Below are 15,636 nucleotides of genomic sequence, written 5' to 3' on the forward strand. Positions count from 1 at the left end.
CCGCAGTCAGAGCACCAGCGGTGCGAGGAGGAAGCCCAGTACGATGCACACGATGATCGAGACGGTTCCCGGGATGACGAAGGGATGGGCGAGAACGTTCCCACCCACACGGGTCGAGCCTGTGTCGTCCATCTCCATGGCCGCGACCGTCGTCGGATAGTTCGGCAGCAGATAATAGTTGGCCACGGCGGGATAGCTGGCGACCAGAGCCGTCGCGGGCAGGCCGAGGCTCACCATGAGCGGCATGAACGCCTTGGTGGTAGCGGCGTGGGAGAACATGAGCGGTGCCGTGAAGTAGAAGAACACCCCGGCCAACCATGGCAGAGCCTGGAACGGTCCCGAGAGCGCGTTGGAGATGGTCGCCTCGTACTGGTTGACGAAGGCATTCCCGAGCCACGCCAGGCCGAGGATGCAGACGGCGGCCGTCATGCCCGAGCGGAAGGTGTCCTGATTCGCGATCGTTCCGGTCGGCTTCTTCGCGATAAGGCAGATGATCGCCGCGGTCGCCAGCATGATGGTCATGATGGCGGGCGTTGAGGTCATCGGAGGGTCCTCGATGATGCCGAGCTCATTGGAGGTCAGGGTCGCGTAGGCGACGACGAGGACGAGGGAGACGAGGAAGAGGAGCAGGCCCGGCACGGCGCCGGGCGCCGCCGTGTAGTCATCGGCAACCGCCGCGCTCGGCTTGATGAGCCCCTCGGCCCTTCTCTTCCGGTACACGGGGTCGTCCGCGAGCTCGGAGCCCTGGCGAGCCGCGACGACGGCACCGACGGCGCAGCCGATGAAGGTTGTCGGGATGACGATCGCGAGGCACTGGAGGTAGCCGACGCTCACCGGCTCGAGCGCGATGACGAGGGCGACCATCGCCGCGGAGATCGGCGAGGCGGCCACGCCCACCTGCGAGGCGACCACCGCGATGGACAGGGGTCGTGAGGGGCGAATGCCGTGCTCCTTGGCGACATCGACGATGACCGGGATGATCGAGTAGGCGGTGTGCCCGGTGCCGCACATCACCGACATGACGAACGTGACGAACGGAGCGAGGTAGACGATCTGCCTGGGATGCCTGCGCAGCAGCACCTCGGTGAGATGGACGAGATGGTCCATGGCTCCGACCACCTGAAGGGCGGCGACGGTGCAGATCACGGACATGATGATGCCGACGACCTCCCAGGGAGCATCGTCGGCCGAGGTGTGCACACCGGTAGCGGCCAGGACGATGACTCCGGCCGCACCGGCCAGGCCGATGCCGATGCCGCCGAGGCGGGCACCGATGATGATGAACAGTAGGACGACGACAAGATGGAACCAGATCACGCGACTTCCTCCGGGTGTCGAGACAGGGGCTCTACCGTGAGGCGGTGCGGCCGCGTCCCGCGGGGCAGCCGAATACCGCGCAACGGCAACAGTGGCGGAGCGCGGAATGCGACGCATCGTCATTCTTACTCCCTTACTCTATGAGTCATCGCTCGCTCCCGCCGGCGATTGCGCACCCGGAAACCTTTGATTTACCTGGGAACAACGTGTGACGGGACGGGAAGGTCGTCGTCAGGTGGGCCGCGCGGCCCGGCACCGCTCCCCGACCGTTCCGTTCGTTATGGAATCCCACAAACGATTGTGCGACGCATTGTGTTCCCGCCTAGATCGTAGTCGCCGTATAAAATGCTACCGTTCCCTGCAGGGAGCGGCAGCACTCCATGTCGGTGCTTCCTCCCTCGCTTTGTCCTGTATGTACCTGACTGTGTCATCCGCATTGCACAGAATTGCACTGAGAATCCTGCCGCCCAGCCCGAAGGACGGAACCCCTGATGAACCTCTATCAACGAGCTCGTGAAAGCTGCGCGTCATCGAGTGCCTCGATTTCATTCGATGACGGCAGGCGGGTGAGAGAAATCTCGTACGCCGAGTTCTTCCACAACGCGGAGGCGCTGGCTAACGGAATATGCGACATCTCCCCGACGCCCCGGCCGCAGATAGTCGTCCAGGCCAGGGAGCCATCGAAGTTCCTGAGCGCGTTCTGGGCCGCCATCTCCCTCGATGCGACCGCCGTCATCGCCCCGATCGTGGAATCCGACACGCATGCGGATCTTATCCGAAGAATTGTCGGACAGCTCGACGATCCGATCATCGTAGGGGATGGGAGAACACTCGATCATATCCGGATCGGGGCTTCCCCCATCGACATCGAGGCAGGCGACGACGGCGATCTCCGGTTGCTCAAGCCGTCCCGGCACTCGGGAGACGAGTCCTCTGAGTACCAGCCCGTCATTCAGTACTCGTCCGGATCGACGGGAGCCCCTAAAGGCGTGCAACTGCGCGCCGAGTCCTTCATCAGGACTGCTGAGGCACTCGAGGAGCGTCTGTCCCTCGGCGCACATGACTCGACCTACAGCTGGCTCCCCCTGACTCACAACTTCGCACTGTTCGGATTTCATATATCGGCGACTCTCCTTGGGGTCGAGCAGGTCATAGGGACTCCCATCGGATTCATGCTGAATCCGATGTCCTGGCTGCAGCGCATGAGCGAACTCGGTACGACGCTCACCGGCTCTCCGAATTTCGGTCTCCGCCTCCTACTGAATGCGATCGAAAAGGAAAGGATAAGAGGGCGCGAGCCGGCCCTGGACCTCCATCGGTTAAGAGTGGTCGTCAGTGGAGCGGAACCACTCGACCTGGCGACGGCGACGAATTTCGAGAAAGCTCTGAGCGCGTACGGATCCCGGCCTCATCTGATCGCACCCGCGTACGGGATGTCCGAGACGACCGTCGGCATCTCCGTCCGTCCGCCGGGAGCTCCTCTCAAGTCGATAACTGTCGATCGCGACCGGCTCAGGATCGGCTCCCGGGTCCACGACGTCCATCATGAGGGTCGCGGCGGACTCGAGGCCGTCGCCCTCGGGACGCCCCTGACGGGCACCTCGGTGAGGATCGTCGACGACGATCGCCATGTTCTGGAACCCGGGACGCTGGGGCACGTCGAGGTGACGGGTCCGACGATGATGGTCGGCTACGTCGAGCAAGACGCGTCCCCGGACGAATGGTCTGGAGAAAACGACTGGTTCAGGACCGGGGACATCGGGTTCGTTCTCGACGACGAGATCTACCTCACCGGGCGCCAGAAGGACATCATTTTCATCAATGGAAAGAACTACTACCCGGACGACCTCGAACATGTGGTGCTGGGCATTCGCCCGGACCTGGCCGGCCTCATCGCCGTCACGGGAGCGGTGGATCAGAGGAACGGGACCGAACGCATCGTGCTCTTCATCGAGCGGGAGTCGCATGATCCGGAGGATCTCGACAAGGAATTCTCCGACATTCGAGCGGGGTTCGGGGACGCAACGCACCTCCGGATCGACCAGATGATCGGGGTGAAGGCCCTTCCGCGCACATCCAGCGGCAAGGTGCAGAGATTCCTCCTGAGGGCGACGACGACCGCCGGAGGAGCCCGATGATGGCGCATCGCGATCCGGTCGATGTGAGCGCGCACTGCATCGGCATCATCGAAAGGGTGCTGGATGTTGACGGCGTGAGGACGCAGGACGACCTGTTCTCCCTGGGCGCCGACTCTCTTCGAATCGCGATGATTCTGAATGAGATCAACGCCGACTTCAACATCGATCTCCTCATCGAGTCGCTTTACGAGTTCCGAGTCGTCCAGGAGCTGATCGACGAGGTCACGCGACTCACCGAGCGCCACGAGTGCTCTCCCGGGCCCCCCGCTCATCCATCGATAGCGAGCCCGCCGCCCAGCCCGACTCCGGCCTCCCCCCAGGAGAGGAGAATGTTCGCCATCTGGAGTGGGGCGCCGGAAAGCACGGCGTACAACATCAACGCCGGGGTGCGCGTCGGCGCGTCCTTCAGGGCCGATCTCGCTGTGGATGCGATCAATCGGATCCTGGATGCGCGGCCAATCCTGAGGAGCACGTTCGACACGGACGCCGATGGTGTTCTTAAACGGTACGTCGGCGATCGGGAGGATGCTCAGGTCTTGTCCCGGCGATGGGACCGCGGCGGCGCAGAGGATATTGATCCCGAGGAATTGACGCGACCCTTCGATCTTCGAGGGGGACCGCTTCTGCGCGTGCATCTGGTCACCGCGCAGGACGAGAGCGGACTTCTGCTCTTCGAACTTCATCACATTATAGGCGACGGACGTTCGATGGCTCTCATCGCCCAGGACTTCATGACCTGCTACAATGCTTTGGCGACGGGTGAGGATCCTTCACTCGCAGAATCATGGGACTATGGAGTCTACGAAGAGGAATGGGCCGCTTCCGATGAGGCGGACTCTTCCTCGTCGTCCGGTTCCTACTGGGCCGCCGTTCTCGATTCTCCATATCGTCTGTGCCCGCCGGTCGGCACGGACTGCTCCAAGAATCGGGGACGGTCACTGTTCGCGACCGTTCCGCGGGCGAAGATCCAGGCGGTGATCGATGCGTGCAAGGAGGGCGGTGGATTCCAGGCGACAACCGCCGGGGTTCTTCTGACCGCGTACGCCGTCAGTCTCCATCGCTGCTACGACACCGACTCATTCATCATCGGCGTTCCATTCAGTGGGAGGAATGACGGGCGCTTCGATCGAACAATAGGACTCTTCGTGAACACCCTACCGATCCCCATTCGCCTGCATGACGCGCCGGAGGGGATCACCGCAGTCGGTTCGGTCTCCCAGCGGCTCAGGGAGGCCCATCAGCATGAGAGCGATCAACTCGACTGGATCATGCGACGGCGCGGAGACGCCGGCCGCGAGGATCGCAGCCTGTTCTCCGCAATGTTCACCATGGAGAACGTAGGGATTCCCCCGCTCGTGCTTGAGGGCGCCGAGGCCCGGGCGCTCCCGCTGCACCAGAGCGGGCTGAAGGTTCCGCTCAATCTCCTCGTCACGGAGGAGGAGGACTTCGACGTGGAGCTCTACTTCGACGAGACGCAGATCCCGGTGGCGGACGCCGCGGCCGTTGCCGACATGATGCGAATCGTCATCGATGAGCTGGAAGAACGACCGGGAGCCCGGGTTGATGAGTACGGCGGCAACGACTCCACGGATCATCCCGTCGTGGATCCGGGGCCGGCGATGTCCTTTCTCGATGACGGATATGAGGCGGGAGACGATGATGCCAGTTGACGACGTTTCGAAGAACCTCTCCTTCAGCGGCTCCCGCTACAGAGCGCACCGTCAGCACTGGCGCACGGTCCTGACCGTCGCGAGGGAGCTCGCGTTCACCAACGGTCGGGACTCGGGACGCCCTGAGGGGACCGGACCGTCTCGTCACTCGGTCGTTCTCCCGTCGTCCCGGGGCGAGGCCCTGGAACGGCTCACTGGCGGGAATGCGGATGCGTTGACGGCGTCGCTCGCGGTCGCACTCGCCTGCGTTGCCGACAGGCTCGGATACCTGACGGGCTCCGGTGAGGTGAGGTTCTGGTTCTCCTCCGGGTCGGCCGCGGACGGAGGTCCGACGGACGGTCCTCTTCCGGCGGTGGTCGGGGACCCGGCGACGACGACCGTGGGGGATGCTCTCCTCGACTCGGCGCGGTGCGTCGCCGCGTCGCGCTCGTATCGCGATTATCCGTACACGATGCTCCAGGAGCACGGTCGTGGCACGACGGACGCCCCGTTCGAACGAGGCGTGGTCCTGACCGTCGGGCGATCGGGTACCAGCGCGGACGAGGCGGGCGTCGGCGGGCGCCCCCGATGCTGGCTCGACATCTCGAAGACGGTCGAAGGGTATCGGTTGACCCTTCGAGCCCCCGCGGGATCATGCGACGCGCCGGAGGCCGAAGCCGCCCTGTCAACGGTCGCGGACGTCGTGGGTCGCCTGCGCGGATCACGTCGCCTGCTGCTCGCGGACCTCGTCGACGACGTGCTGGAGCAGAGCCCGGCGTCGATGCTCGCGGGCCCGACGCCGGCGGGGGAGGCCGCTGCGCCGTCGCTATCGGATCTTCTCACTCGGGTCGTGACAGCACACCGGGATGAGAGTGCGTTGACGCAGGGCGGCCGGTCGATGACGTACGGCGAGCTCGACGCCCATGCGGAACGACTGGCCGGCCGGGTGCTGGACCATATCGGCCGCGAGAAACTCGTCGGGATGATCGTTCGTCCCTCGATCGACTGCATTATCGGCATGCTGGCATGCATCAAGGCGAGTGTGGGCTTCGTCCCGCTGGATCCGGACAGTCCGGAGTCACGGCTTTCAGCGATCCTCACTGATGGAGAGCCCGCCGCTGTCATGGCGGGCCCGGATGACGATGAGGTCGTCATGCGTCTCGGGCTCCCCCGTCTTCCTCTGGAGAGCGCCTGCGATACCGGCTCCTCCCCCGCCCTGCCGGATCTCCCCGATGAGACGCCCGACGACGTGGCGTATGTGATATACACATCGGGTTCCACAGGCCGTCCGAAGGGCGTCAAGGTGACCCGGGCCAATGTTGCCAACTACTTGTCGTGGTTCGTGGAGCTCGCGGAGCTGTCGCCGGCGGACAATGCGCTACTGGTATCCTCAATGGCTTTCGACCTCGGCTACTCGGGTGTTCTTGGAGCGTTGTCCTGCGGCGCCTGCCTGCATGTGATCCCGAAATCCACGTACAGGGACACCTCGAAACTGCTGCGGTACATCGCGGACGAACGGATCACATTCATCAAGATGACTCCTTCGCTCTTCTCCCTCGTGGTGGACGAGCTCCGACGCGAACAATTCGATCTTGCCGCGCTCCGACTCGTCGTGCTCGGGGGTGAGCGTCTGCGCGTCGACGACGTCGAGTCTCTGAAGGAGATCCTGCCATCGACACGGGTGATGAATCACTATGGGCCCACGGAGACGACGATCGGGTCGTTGGCCGGATATTATGAGGCCCATCGGGACGCGTTCCGGCGGGGAAGATCCATCATCGGGACGCCGGTCGCCGGCACCAAGGTGTATATCACGAACGATGATCTGAAACCGCAGCCCGCCGGAGTCGCCGGCGAAATCGTCGTCAGTGGCGCGGCCGTCGGTGCGGGATACGTGAACGACGACGAGCTCACGGCTCGGTCGTTCGTCGACTTCCCGGCGGACGGCTCCCCCGCGTACCGCACAGGAGATCGCGGCAGGCTCCTGCCCGGCATCGGCGTGGAGTACCTGGGACGAGTCGACGACCAGGTCAAGGTTCACGGATACCGCGTGGACACGCACGAAGTGGAGACCGCGGTCCTCAAGACCGGGCACGTGCATGAGGCTGTCGTGGTTCCGATCGAGACGACGACCGGAGTGAAACTGGCCGCGTACTGCACGACCGATCCCGAGTTCGATGAGGAGTCTGCGCGCTCAGAAGCATCACGACTGCTTCCCTCATACATGGTTCCGGCATGGTTCGTGGAGATCGACGAGATTCCTCTCACGGCCAACGGCAAGGTCGACCGCGCGGCGCTGCCGGAACCACGGCGTGCGGGCGGGACGCAGTCGGGTCACGGCCCATCCAACGATCTGGAGATGCGGATCCTGAGCATCTGGCGCGATGTGCTTGCTCTTGATCATGAGTGCGGTGTCGATGAGGAGTTCCTGAGCCTGGGGGGCGATTCGATCCAGGCGATGCAGATCGCCGGACGGCTCCGCGCCATCGGTGTCGAGGCGGAGGTCGCCGAGATCCTGAACGGCGGGACGGTCCGTAGGCTCGCGCAGACGTCTGCCGAGTCCTCCGAGATCGAGACGGAACCTGAGCGGCATGTCGGCCCGGTGCCGTGCGGCCCGATGATCTCCCGGTGGATGGAGCGGGTCGGGTACTGGGATCATTGGAATCAGGCCTTCGCGTTCCACGTCGATGCGCATGTCGATGATGACGCGCTGGCTCTCGGATTCGAGCGCCTGGTGGAGCGGCACGACATGCTGAGAGTTCGCGCCGTGCTGTCGGGCCAGGACGACGGCCTCAGCCTCGTGATCGATGGCGACACGACCCCTTCGGCTCACATCACCTCCGATTCCTTGAGGGTATCGGGTGAGATCGCACCCGACCTCATTCAAGAGGTGGCGGACCGCCTCCACCGCGACATATGTCCGCGTCGTGCGCTGAACCTCTCGTACTGCCTGATCGAGAGCGACGGCGAGCAGGTCCTGGTGGTCGCGATCCACCACCTGGTGGTCGATGGCGTATCCTGGCGCATCATCTGCGAAGAGCTCTCGGCGCTCATCGAGGATCCGGGGGCGCGCCTTCCGGCCGTCCGGACGCCCTACCCGGCATGGGTCGAGCGCATGAGCAGCGCCTGGGGCGATGACATCGATCTGGCCTACTGGGGCGCGCAGGCGGAGTCGGGGGCCGGAGGCCCTTCATCGGATCACGGATCGCAGCGCGACGCGACGGTGGTGCGCAGGACGTTCGACGGGGGTGCGGCGCAGTCCATATTGACGGACGCCAACTCATGCCTGTCAACCAATACCGGCGAACTGATCGTCGCAGCACTGAGCAGGCCCCTCTCGGATCTGCTGGGAGTTTCGGATTTCGACATTTGCATTGAGTCTCATGGGAGATTCTCCGACGAATCGCTGGGCGATCCGTCAGGCGCGGTGGGCTGGTTCACCTCTTCTTATCCCATCCACGTGGACGGTAGTGCCGAGGATGTTCGCGATCGTATTGTTCAAGCAAAGGAGACAATGCGAGGAGTTCCTTCACTGGGTGCCTCGTATAACTATTTGCGGTACAGCAGGAAGGTCCCCGCGGGACCGTCCGAGCCCGTCGTCTGCATCAACTTCCTCGGAGACTGGAGATCGGGCGGGCACGGGTCCGGGGGGCTGACCCCTCTCCCCTATGATACCGGGGAGTGGCGGGATCCCGATTCTCCGCTTCAGTACGCATTGACGATCGACGCGATCTCAGTCGGCGAGGGTCTCTCCATCCGAGCGACATTCTCTTCCGGGGAGATCGACGAGGGTGGCGTCCGCCGACTGCTCATGGAATTCGAGAGGGATGCGGCCGAGCTGGTCCGATACTGCTCGGATCCCGCTCATGCCGAGAAGACCGCGTCCGACTTCTCCGGCCTGGATCTTCCACAAGATCAGTTCGAGGCTCTGGTGGACGGCCTTCCAGGGGAACGTAGGTCCACCGACGTGGATGACATTCTTCCGATGTCGCCGTGCCAGAGGACGATGTGGCGAGACTCCTGCCGCACGCCTCGAACCATTCAACCGTATTATCATTCACGCGCTTTCCGCGTCAGGGGGCCACTGGACGCGACGAAGATCGAGGAGGCATCGGGACGACTGGCTCGCCGGCATTCCGCATTACGTACCGTTGTGACACCGGTGGGCGATGCGGTCCCGGTCCAGGTGGTGCTGAAGGATGCTCGCATACCGATCACTCTTACCGATATTGGAAACCTGTCAGCCGACGAGATCGGGAACTACCTCGAGTCCAGGACTCTGGTTGACGCCGCTCTCGGATATCGTGATCCGGGACAGCCGCTGACTCGTGTGGAAATATTGAGGGTGAGTCCTGACGATCACTTCGTGATCTGGTCGAACTCTCATCTGATCCTGGATGGGTGGAGCCGCATGACGCTGCTCTCGGAGCTCATTGAGATGCTTCGCGCGCCGGAGTCTCTTGAGCGCGAGGGCGCCGGTGGGTTCGGCGAATATATCAGATTCAATTCAAGACCGGATGTCGAGAGGGAGGCGCTGAGCTACTGGGAGGATTATCTCGCGGGCTACGAGACGGTGTCGCTGTTCGATGATGGCGGAAGGATCGAGGACAGCCTCGTGAGCCTTCGTGAGATCAGGACCTCGGTCAGAGGCTCGGTCATGCAGCGCATCGAGGATCTGAGTGCTGCCGAGAACGTCACTGTCAGTGCCGCTCTTCAAGTGCTCGTCGGATTGGCGATTGCGCGCGCTTGCGGCTGTGATGATGTGACCATGGCGACTGTGGTTTCCGACCGGCCTGCGGCCATAAGGGGCATCGGAAGCATGGTCGGCCCCTTGGTGAACACGGTTCCCGTCAGGGTTCGCAGGAACGGTGGGGAGACAGTCGGGGATCTGGCGCGTCGGCGAGTGGAGGAGGTGCTGGAAGGAGGTAGGTTCGCATACTTCTTCGATCCCTACCTGGGCGATCCGGACGCCATGTGCGTACGGCTCGCGATCGAGACCTATGAGGTCCCCGATTCCGTGCGCGGCACATTCATGGACAGGCGGATCATCGATGACATGCGCATGACGGATCGGGTCGGTGGGGATCTCGTGATCTTCATCGTTCCCGGGGACGGGGTGAGCGTTTCCATCCAGGCGAATCCGGTTCGGATCAGTGCCGAACGGCAGAAGGAGCTCCTGGATCAGTTGGTAGAATATATTGTGCTGTTGAGCGAGCGTGGATTCGGCGTGAGCGCGAGTGCGGAAAGCGAGGATGTCCGATCATGAGCATTGACGATACGAATGGGCTGAAGGCCCTGTTGCGTAGTATTGGTAGTTCCGGACGTTTTCAGGAGGACGCGACGGGGCGCGGGCGCGACGAGTCTCCGGAGATCGTTCTTGAGGGGAGGGATCCTGGTGGGGTCTCGTTGGCGGTGACTCTGGAGGATGTGACCCACCCATTGTTCGGGACCATGGCCCATTGGCTGATCTGGAACATCGAGCCGACGGACAGGATCCCGGCCGCAATTCCTCATGGTAAGGAGGTGGATTCTCTTTCCGCACGCCAGGGCCTGGCCTACGGGTGGCATCGTTATCGCGGGCCCAAGCCACCGCGCGGCAAGACACACACCTATCGGTTCACCGTATACGTGCTGGATGCGCGGTTGGATCTTCCGGCACGCTCTCGGCACAGGGCCCTGCTCCGGGCCATCGAGGGGCACGTGCTCCAGCGGGCCGTCATAGAGGGAACCTTCGAGTAAATGACCGCATCAATGAGACGCGTACGCCCGCCGATCGTCCTGCTGACCTGCTGCACGGCCCTCTTCATCTCCTCGATGAACGCGGCTCTCATCAATGTCGCACTGCCCTCGATCCGTGCCGACCTGGGCGCGTCGGCCGCGCAGCTGCAGTGGCTGGTTGACGCCTACACGCTCGTTCTCGGCACGCTCCTACTGGCCAGTGGGTCGCTCGCGGACCGGTTCGGCCGCAAGAAGGCATTCATCCTCGGGCTGGGCCTGTTCGCCGTGACGTCCTCCTTCTGCGCCCTGGCACCCTCCGTCCTCTGGCTCATCGTGGGGCGGGGGCTGCAGGCGGTGGGAGGAGTTCTGCTCACGCCGGTGGCGCTGTCGATCATCTCGGCCACCTATACCGATCCGGCCGAACGCGCTCGCGCCATCGGGGTGTGGGGCGCCGTCATCGGCATCTCGTTGGGGTCCGGTCCGCTCCTGGGAGGGTTTCTCACCGAGTCCTTCGGCTGGGAGGCGACTTTCTGGATGAATGTGCCCGTCTGCACGGCGGCTCTCGTGGCGACCGTGGTGTTCGTACCGGAGTCGAGGGCGGCCAGACCCCGCCGCCTCGATCCGGCCGGCCAGCTGCTCATCATGGCCTTCCTCGGCGGGACGGTGGGAGCCCTGATCGAGGGGCCGGAAAGGGGCTGGGACTCGCCGCTCGTACTCGGCCTGATGGTTCTGGCGATGCTGGGCCTGATCGCATTCATCGCCGTCGAGAGGCGGGTGACGGACCCGGTCGTCGACATCCGCTTCTTCGGCTCGGCCCCTTTCAGCGCCGCGGTGATCATCGCCGTCGCGGTCTCCACCGCTCAGGGGAGCTTCCTCTTCCTCTTCTCGCTGCTCCTGCAGGGCCCCTTCGGATACACGCCGTTGGGGACGGGAGCCCTTCTGCTGCCGCTGGCGGTGGCCCTGGCCGTGAGCTCACCCCTTGCGGGCCGACTCATCGCCAGCAGGGGAACACGACCGGCGCTCGTGACCGGCGGGGCCTGCGTCGCGGCGTCGAGTCTGCTGCTGACCTTCCTGCGCGCGGATGCCAGTACGTGGTACTTCGTCGTCGTTCTGATGATAGCGGGCGCGGGCCTCGGTTTCATCAACCCGCCCATCTCGACGACGGCGGTCGAGGGGCTCCCGCCCTCGCAGTCGGGCGCCGCTTCGGGGATCGCGGGAGCCTCCCGGCAGGTGGGTGTGGCGCTCGGCGTGGCTCTGGCCGGTTCCGTGGCGCGAGCGGATGATATGAGTCTCCTCCAGGCCAGTCACGGCATGTTCGCCCTGGTGACCGGGCTCGGAGTCGGGATCGTCCTGCTGGGGATCGTCTCGACGAGCGCGTGGGCGCACGAGACTCGGCGGAGGCTCGCGGGCCTGTTCGACGAGTGAGCGCCGACGGCGTCCTCGAGGACTCGGTTCCCAATTCTGGCTACCGCGCCCTGAGTACGAAGAACCGGTTATCCGATCGCGACACGGACTCCGAGGCCCAGGAGCACGGCGCCGAGGACCCGTTCCATCCAGGTGGCGACCGCGCCGCGGGTGAGAAGCCTTCTCGCAGAGGATGCGAGTAGCGCGTACGTGGACAGGCAGATGATCGCGATGACGAACTCGATCGCCATGAGAACCATCGCCCAGGCGAATACCGGCCCGTCCTCAGGGATGAACTGCGGGATCACTGCAAGATAGAAGATCCCCATTTTCGGGTTCAGGAGATCCGCGATCAGACCTGTCCAGAACGCCTTCGGCACGGGTGCGCTCGCCGGCGATGTCCCGGAGTCCCCGGGTGCGAGCCACGCGCCTGCGGTGATGATCGCCCGCATCCCGAGGAGGCCCAGATAGATCGCTCCCGCCCAGCGGAGGATCTCGAAGGCCGCCGGGATTCGGATGATGAACGTCGCGACACCCGCAGCCGCCGCGATCCCCCACGCCAGCGACCCTGTGGCCGCTCCGAGGGCGACGGCCACTCCATGTGCGATGCCGTGAGCGAGCGAGCTGCGCAGCGCCAGTGCGACGTCGGGCCCAGGGGTGATCCCGAAGACGAGAGCAACTGGAACGAAAGACCAAACCATTGTCATGCCAGGACGGTACGACTCCGGTAACATGAAAGAAAGTCATTTTTGCTTCCCTCCCGTGAGGAAATCTTATGTTCAAGTCCTCGCATCTCGAGGCGCTCAGCGCCGTCTGCGAGTCCGGCTCCTTCGAGGTCGCCGCTTCGACGTTGAGGATTACGCAGTCCGCTCTGAGCCAGCGGATCGGTGCGCTGGAGCGCGAAGCGGGTCTCGTCCTGGTGCAGCGATCACGGCCTGTCGAGCCCACGGCTCCTGGCCGGATCATTCTCGGCCTCGCCCGGCAGGTCGCCCTCCTCAATTCCGACGCCGAACACTTGATCGCAGTCGAGAACTTGCAGACCGAGAACGTCGAGATGACACGCGTTTCCCTGGCGATCAACGCGGACTCCATCTCGACGTGGTTCCAACCGGTCGTCGCGCAGATCGCAGCGGAGCGCTCACTGCTGCTCGACCTCCATGTCGAGGACCAGGACCACACCGAGACGCTGCTCAGGGAGGGTCGAGTGATGGCCGCGGTCACGACCTCCAACGCTCCGGCGCCCGGATGCTCCGTGGAAGAACTGGGCGCGATGGTGTACTGGTCGGTCTGCGCGCCCTCCCTGATCGAGGGGCTGGAGGAGGAGGTGGACCTGGGCGCGCTGCCGATGCTGCGCTACAACATCAAGGATGATCTTCAGCACTCCTACCTGAGGCGGATGGCGGTTCGGAACCAGCCGCCAGTCCACTACATCCCGTCGAACCGGGAGTTCCTCATGGCCGCACGCCTCGGGCTCGGATGGGGTGTGCTCCCGGAAGGGCAGATCTCCGATGATCTCGAGACCGGTCGGCTGGTCAAACTCCATCCTGATCGCAGCGTGCAGGTACCGCTCTACTGGCAGCGGTGGAGGTTCGACTCACCCACGCTCGACGCACTGACCACGATCGTGGAGCGAGCAGGGGCGCTCGAACTCGCCCCCTGGAACGGGCAGGAAAAACGCAAGGCTGGCCGGAAACAATGACCCGACCCGGGCTTCGCCGTCGGCCTCTGGCTGCCGCACTCAAACTGTTGGGAGGAGGCGTGGCGGTACGTCATGCGGGAGGTGGGCGACTCGGTGCGGTCAGACGAGAGGCTTGGTGATGCCTCACCCGTCGGGCTGGAGTCGGAGAAAAACCCGCATCATGGATTCACCATGACGCGGGTTTGAGTGTGGACTTAATGGTCGGGCTGGCGGGATTTGAACCCACGACCCCTTGACCCCCAGTCAAGTGCGCTACCAAGCTGCGCCACAGCCCGTCGCCCGGCGGCTCGGCGCCGGCAACGATCAGAACCTTAGCCCATGAGCACCCTGCTCCCGAAATCGTCTGGCGGTGACGCCACTCACCGTGAGAAAGCAGACTCGTCCGCGCCAGGATCGGCCCTCTGCCGGGGCCGCCCGGAAGGAGCGATCTCGACGCGGAACTGAACCGATCTCGAGGTTCAGGCGCTCTCGTTCCAGGCCCTCATGCCGCCGGCCAGATTGGTGAGCGCTCCCGTGTAGCCGGCCGCGGTCAGCGCCTCGATAGCGCGCGCGGAGCGCACTCCCGCGGCGCAGTGGACGATCGTCTCCCGGCCCGGGTCCAGCTCGTCCATGCGCTCCACAACCTCCCCCAGCGGGATCCGCAGCGAGCCGGCAATGGCATCGGCCTCGACTTCGTCGGGCTCGCGCACATCCAGCAGCGTGTAGGCGCCTCCCGGCAGCCGGCCCGCGGCGATCCGCGCGCGCAACTCGGTCGCCGTCATCTCGTTCATGGTGCGTCCTTTCCGGCCGTCGATATGACCATCGGGAGTATCCGGCGTCCCTGTGACGCCGCAGAGGACCTCGTCGTCGATGAGTCCGGTGATGGTGGGTTCGGAGCCGCACACGGGGCAGGTCGGATTCTTACGGATCGTCAGCTCGCTCCCCCGCCCGGCCCAGACATTGAACAGCATCATGCGGCCGATGAGCGGCCGGGCGCCACCGACGACGAGCTTGAGGGCCTCGGCGGCCTGCATGGTCCCGACGATCCCCGGCATGACGCCCAGCACCCCGCCCTCCGCGCACGAGGGCACCGCCCCCGGATCGGGTGGTGTCGGGTGCACGCAGCGGTAGCAGGGGCCGCGCCGGGCGTCGAAGACCGCGACCTGCCCGTCGGAGCGGAAGACGGCTCCGTGCACGAGCGGGGTGCCGAGCATGACGCAGGCGTCGTTGACCAGGTAGCGCGTCGGGAAGTTGTCGGTCCCGTCGATGACCACGTCCCAGCCCTCGAGCACCTCCAGCGCATTCCTGCTCGTCAGAGCCTCCCGATGCGCGACGACCTCGACGTCCGGATTGAGGTCCTTCACGGCGCGGCGCGCCGACTCGACCTTCGCCAGGCCCACGTCCGGCATCGTATGGAGGACCTGACGCTGCAGGTTGGTCACGTCCACGTCGTCGTCGTCGATGATGCCGAGGGAGCCCACCCCTGCGGCCGCCAGATAGAGGGCAGCGGGAGACCCCAGCGCGCCCGCTCCCACGAGCATGACGCGGGCGGCCCGGATGCGCCGCTGCCCCGCCGCACCCACCTCGGGGACGAGGATATTGCGGGAGTACCGATTCCTCTCCGCCGTCGACAGCGGCCGCAGGCGCTCGTCCGCGATCACCGACTCCTCCGGCCCGGGGCCGTGGGAGCCGGCTCGGGACGCGCCGCCCGCAACCCGTCCGGGCATGGTGC

The 15,636-nt window shown here is 64.7% G+C and carries 9 protein-coding genes and 1 tRNA gene; 6 read left to right on the forward strand and 4 right to left on the reverse strand.

Annotated features, from left to right (window positions below; all coding sequences use genetic code 11):
- Nucleotides 1-6 precede the first annotated feature (6 nt).
- Nucleotides 7-1,317 carry an anaerobic C4-dicarboxylate transporter family protein gene (locus G448_RS0104520; protein ID WP_026407026.1) on the reverse strand — a complete coding sequence of 437 codons (1,311 nt, stop codon included), beginning with the start codon at nucleotides 1,315-1,317 and terminating at the stop codon, nucleotides 7-9.
- A 566-nt stretch (nucleotides 1,318-1,883) separates the two neighbouring features.
- Here G448_RS0104520 and G448_RS0104525 point away from each other — a divergent pair.
- From G448_RS0104525 to G448_RS0104545, 5 genes are read left to right on the forward strand one after another with little or no spacing between them, the layout of a single operon-like run.
- Nucleotides 1,884-3,455 (forward strand): AMP-binding protein, encoded by a 1,572-nt coding sequence (locus G448_RS0104525; RefSeq protein WP_026407027.1) that lies wholly within the window; start codon nucleotides 1,884-1,886, stop codon nucleotides 3,453-3,455.
- Nucleotides 3,455-5,125, forward strand: coding sequence for a condensation domain-containing protein (locus G448_RS0104530; protein ID WP_026407028.1), 1,671 nt, complete (start codon nucleotides 3,455-3,457; stop codon nucleotides 5,123-5,125). Before G448_RS0104525 ends, G448_RS0104530 begins: the two co-directional genes overlap by 1 nt.
- Nucleotides 5,088-10,370: a non-ribosomal peptide synthetase gene (locus G448_RS0104535; protein ID WP_169720820.1), complete on the forward strand. Its 5,283-nt coding sequence runs from the start codon at nucleotides 5,088-5,090 to the stop codon at nucleotides 10,368-10,370. The genes G448_RS0104530 and G448_RS0104535 overlap by 38 nt, the downstream gene beginning before the upstream one ends.
- Nucleotides 10,367-10,843, forward strand: a complete 477-nt coding sequence (locus G448_RS0104540; protein ID WP_051268615.1) for a YbhB/YbcL family Raf kinase inhibitor-like protein — start codon at nucleotides 10,367-10,369, stop codon at nucleotides 10,841-10,843. The genes G448_RS0104535 and G448_RS0104540 overlap by 4 nt, the downstream gene beginning before the upstream one ends.
- 12 nt (nucleotides 10,844-10,855) lie before the next feature.
- On the forward strand, nucleotides 10,856-12,247 hold the full coding sequence (locus tag G448_RS0104545) for a DHA2 family efflux MFS transporter permease subunit (RefSeq protein WP_026407031.1): 1,392 nt from the start codon (nucleotides 10,856-10,858) through the stop codon (nucleotides 12,245-12,247).
- A 68-nt stretch (nucleotides 12,248-12,315) separates the two neighbouring features.
- Here G448_RS0104545 and G448_RS0104550 read toward each other — a convergent pair whose 3' ends face one another.
- Complete coding sequence (locus tag G448_RS0104550) at nucleotides 12,316-12,960, reverse strand: LysE family transporter (protein WP_051268616.1); 645 nt, start codon at nucleotides 12,958-12,960, stop codon at nucleotides 12,316-12,318.
- Between the two features lie 41 nt (nucleotides 12,961-13,001).
- Here G448_RS0104550 and G448_RS15085 point away from each other — a divergent pair, with 41 nt between their 5' ends.
- Entirely contained in the window at nucleotides 13,002-13,925 is a 924-nt protein-coding gene (locus G448_RS15085) for a LysR family transcriptional regulator ArgP (RefSeq protein WP_051268617.1), read from the forward strand.
- Between the two features lie 198 nt (nucleotides 13,926-14,123).
- Here the strand turns inward: G448_RS15085 and G448_RS0104560 are convergent.
- Both G448_RS0104560 and moeB read right to left on the reverse strand, forming a co-directional pair.
- Nucleotides 14,124-14,200, reverse strand: a tRNA-Pro gene (locus tag G448_RS0104560).
- Nucleotides 14,201-14,383: 183 nt separating this feature from the next.
- A complete protein-coding gene (gene moeB, locus G448_RS0104565; protein WP_051268618.1) occupies nucleotides 14,384-15,631 on the reverse strand; it encodes a molybdopterin-synthase adenylyltransferase MoeB in 1,248 nt (415 codons plus the stop codon).
- Between the last annotated feature and the right edge of the window lie 5 nt (nucleotides 15,632-15,636).

Origin of the sequence: Actinomyces gerencseriae DSM 6844 (assembly GCF_000429265.1) — a bacterium.
Classification (GTDB): domain Bacteria; phylum Actinomycetota; class Actinomycetes; order Actinomycetales; family Actinomycetaceae; genus Actinomyces; species Actinomyces gerencseriae.

Excerpts from the sequence above, each read along its gene's own strand:
- G448_RS15085 (WP_051268617.1), top strand. The coding sequence starts at position 13,002 with ATGTTCAAGTCCTCGCATCTCGAGGCGCTCAGCGCCGTCTGCGAGTCC.
- G448_RS0104550 (WP_051268616.1), bottom strand. The coding sequence starts at position 12,960 with ATGTTACCGGAGTCGTACCGTCCTGGCATGACAATGGTTTGGTCTTTC.
- G448_RS0104530 (WP_026407028.1), top strand. The coding sequence starts at position 3,455 with ATGGCGCATCGCGATCCGGTCGATGTGAGCGCGCACTGCATCGGCATC.
- G448_RS0104540 (WP_051268615.1), top strand. The coding sequence starts at position 10,367 with ATGAGCATTGACGATACGAATGGGCTGAAGGCCCTGTTGCGTAGTATT.
- G448_RS0104535 (WP_169720820.1), top strand. The coding sequence starts at position 5,088 with ATGACGGATATGAGGCGGGAGACGATGATGCCAGTTGACGACGTTTCG.
- G448_RS0104545 (WP_026407031.1), top strand. The coding sequence starts at position 10,856 with ATGAGACGCGTACGCCCGCCGATCGTCCTGCTGACCTGCTGCACGGCC.
- moeB (WP_051268618.1), bottom strand. The coding sequence starts at position 15,631 with ATGCCCGGACGGGTTGCGGGCGGCGCGTCCCGAGCCGGCTCCCACGGC.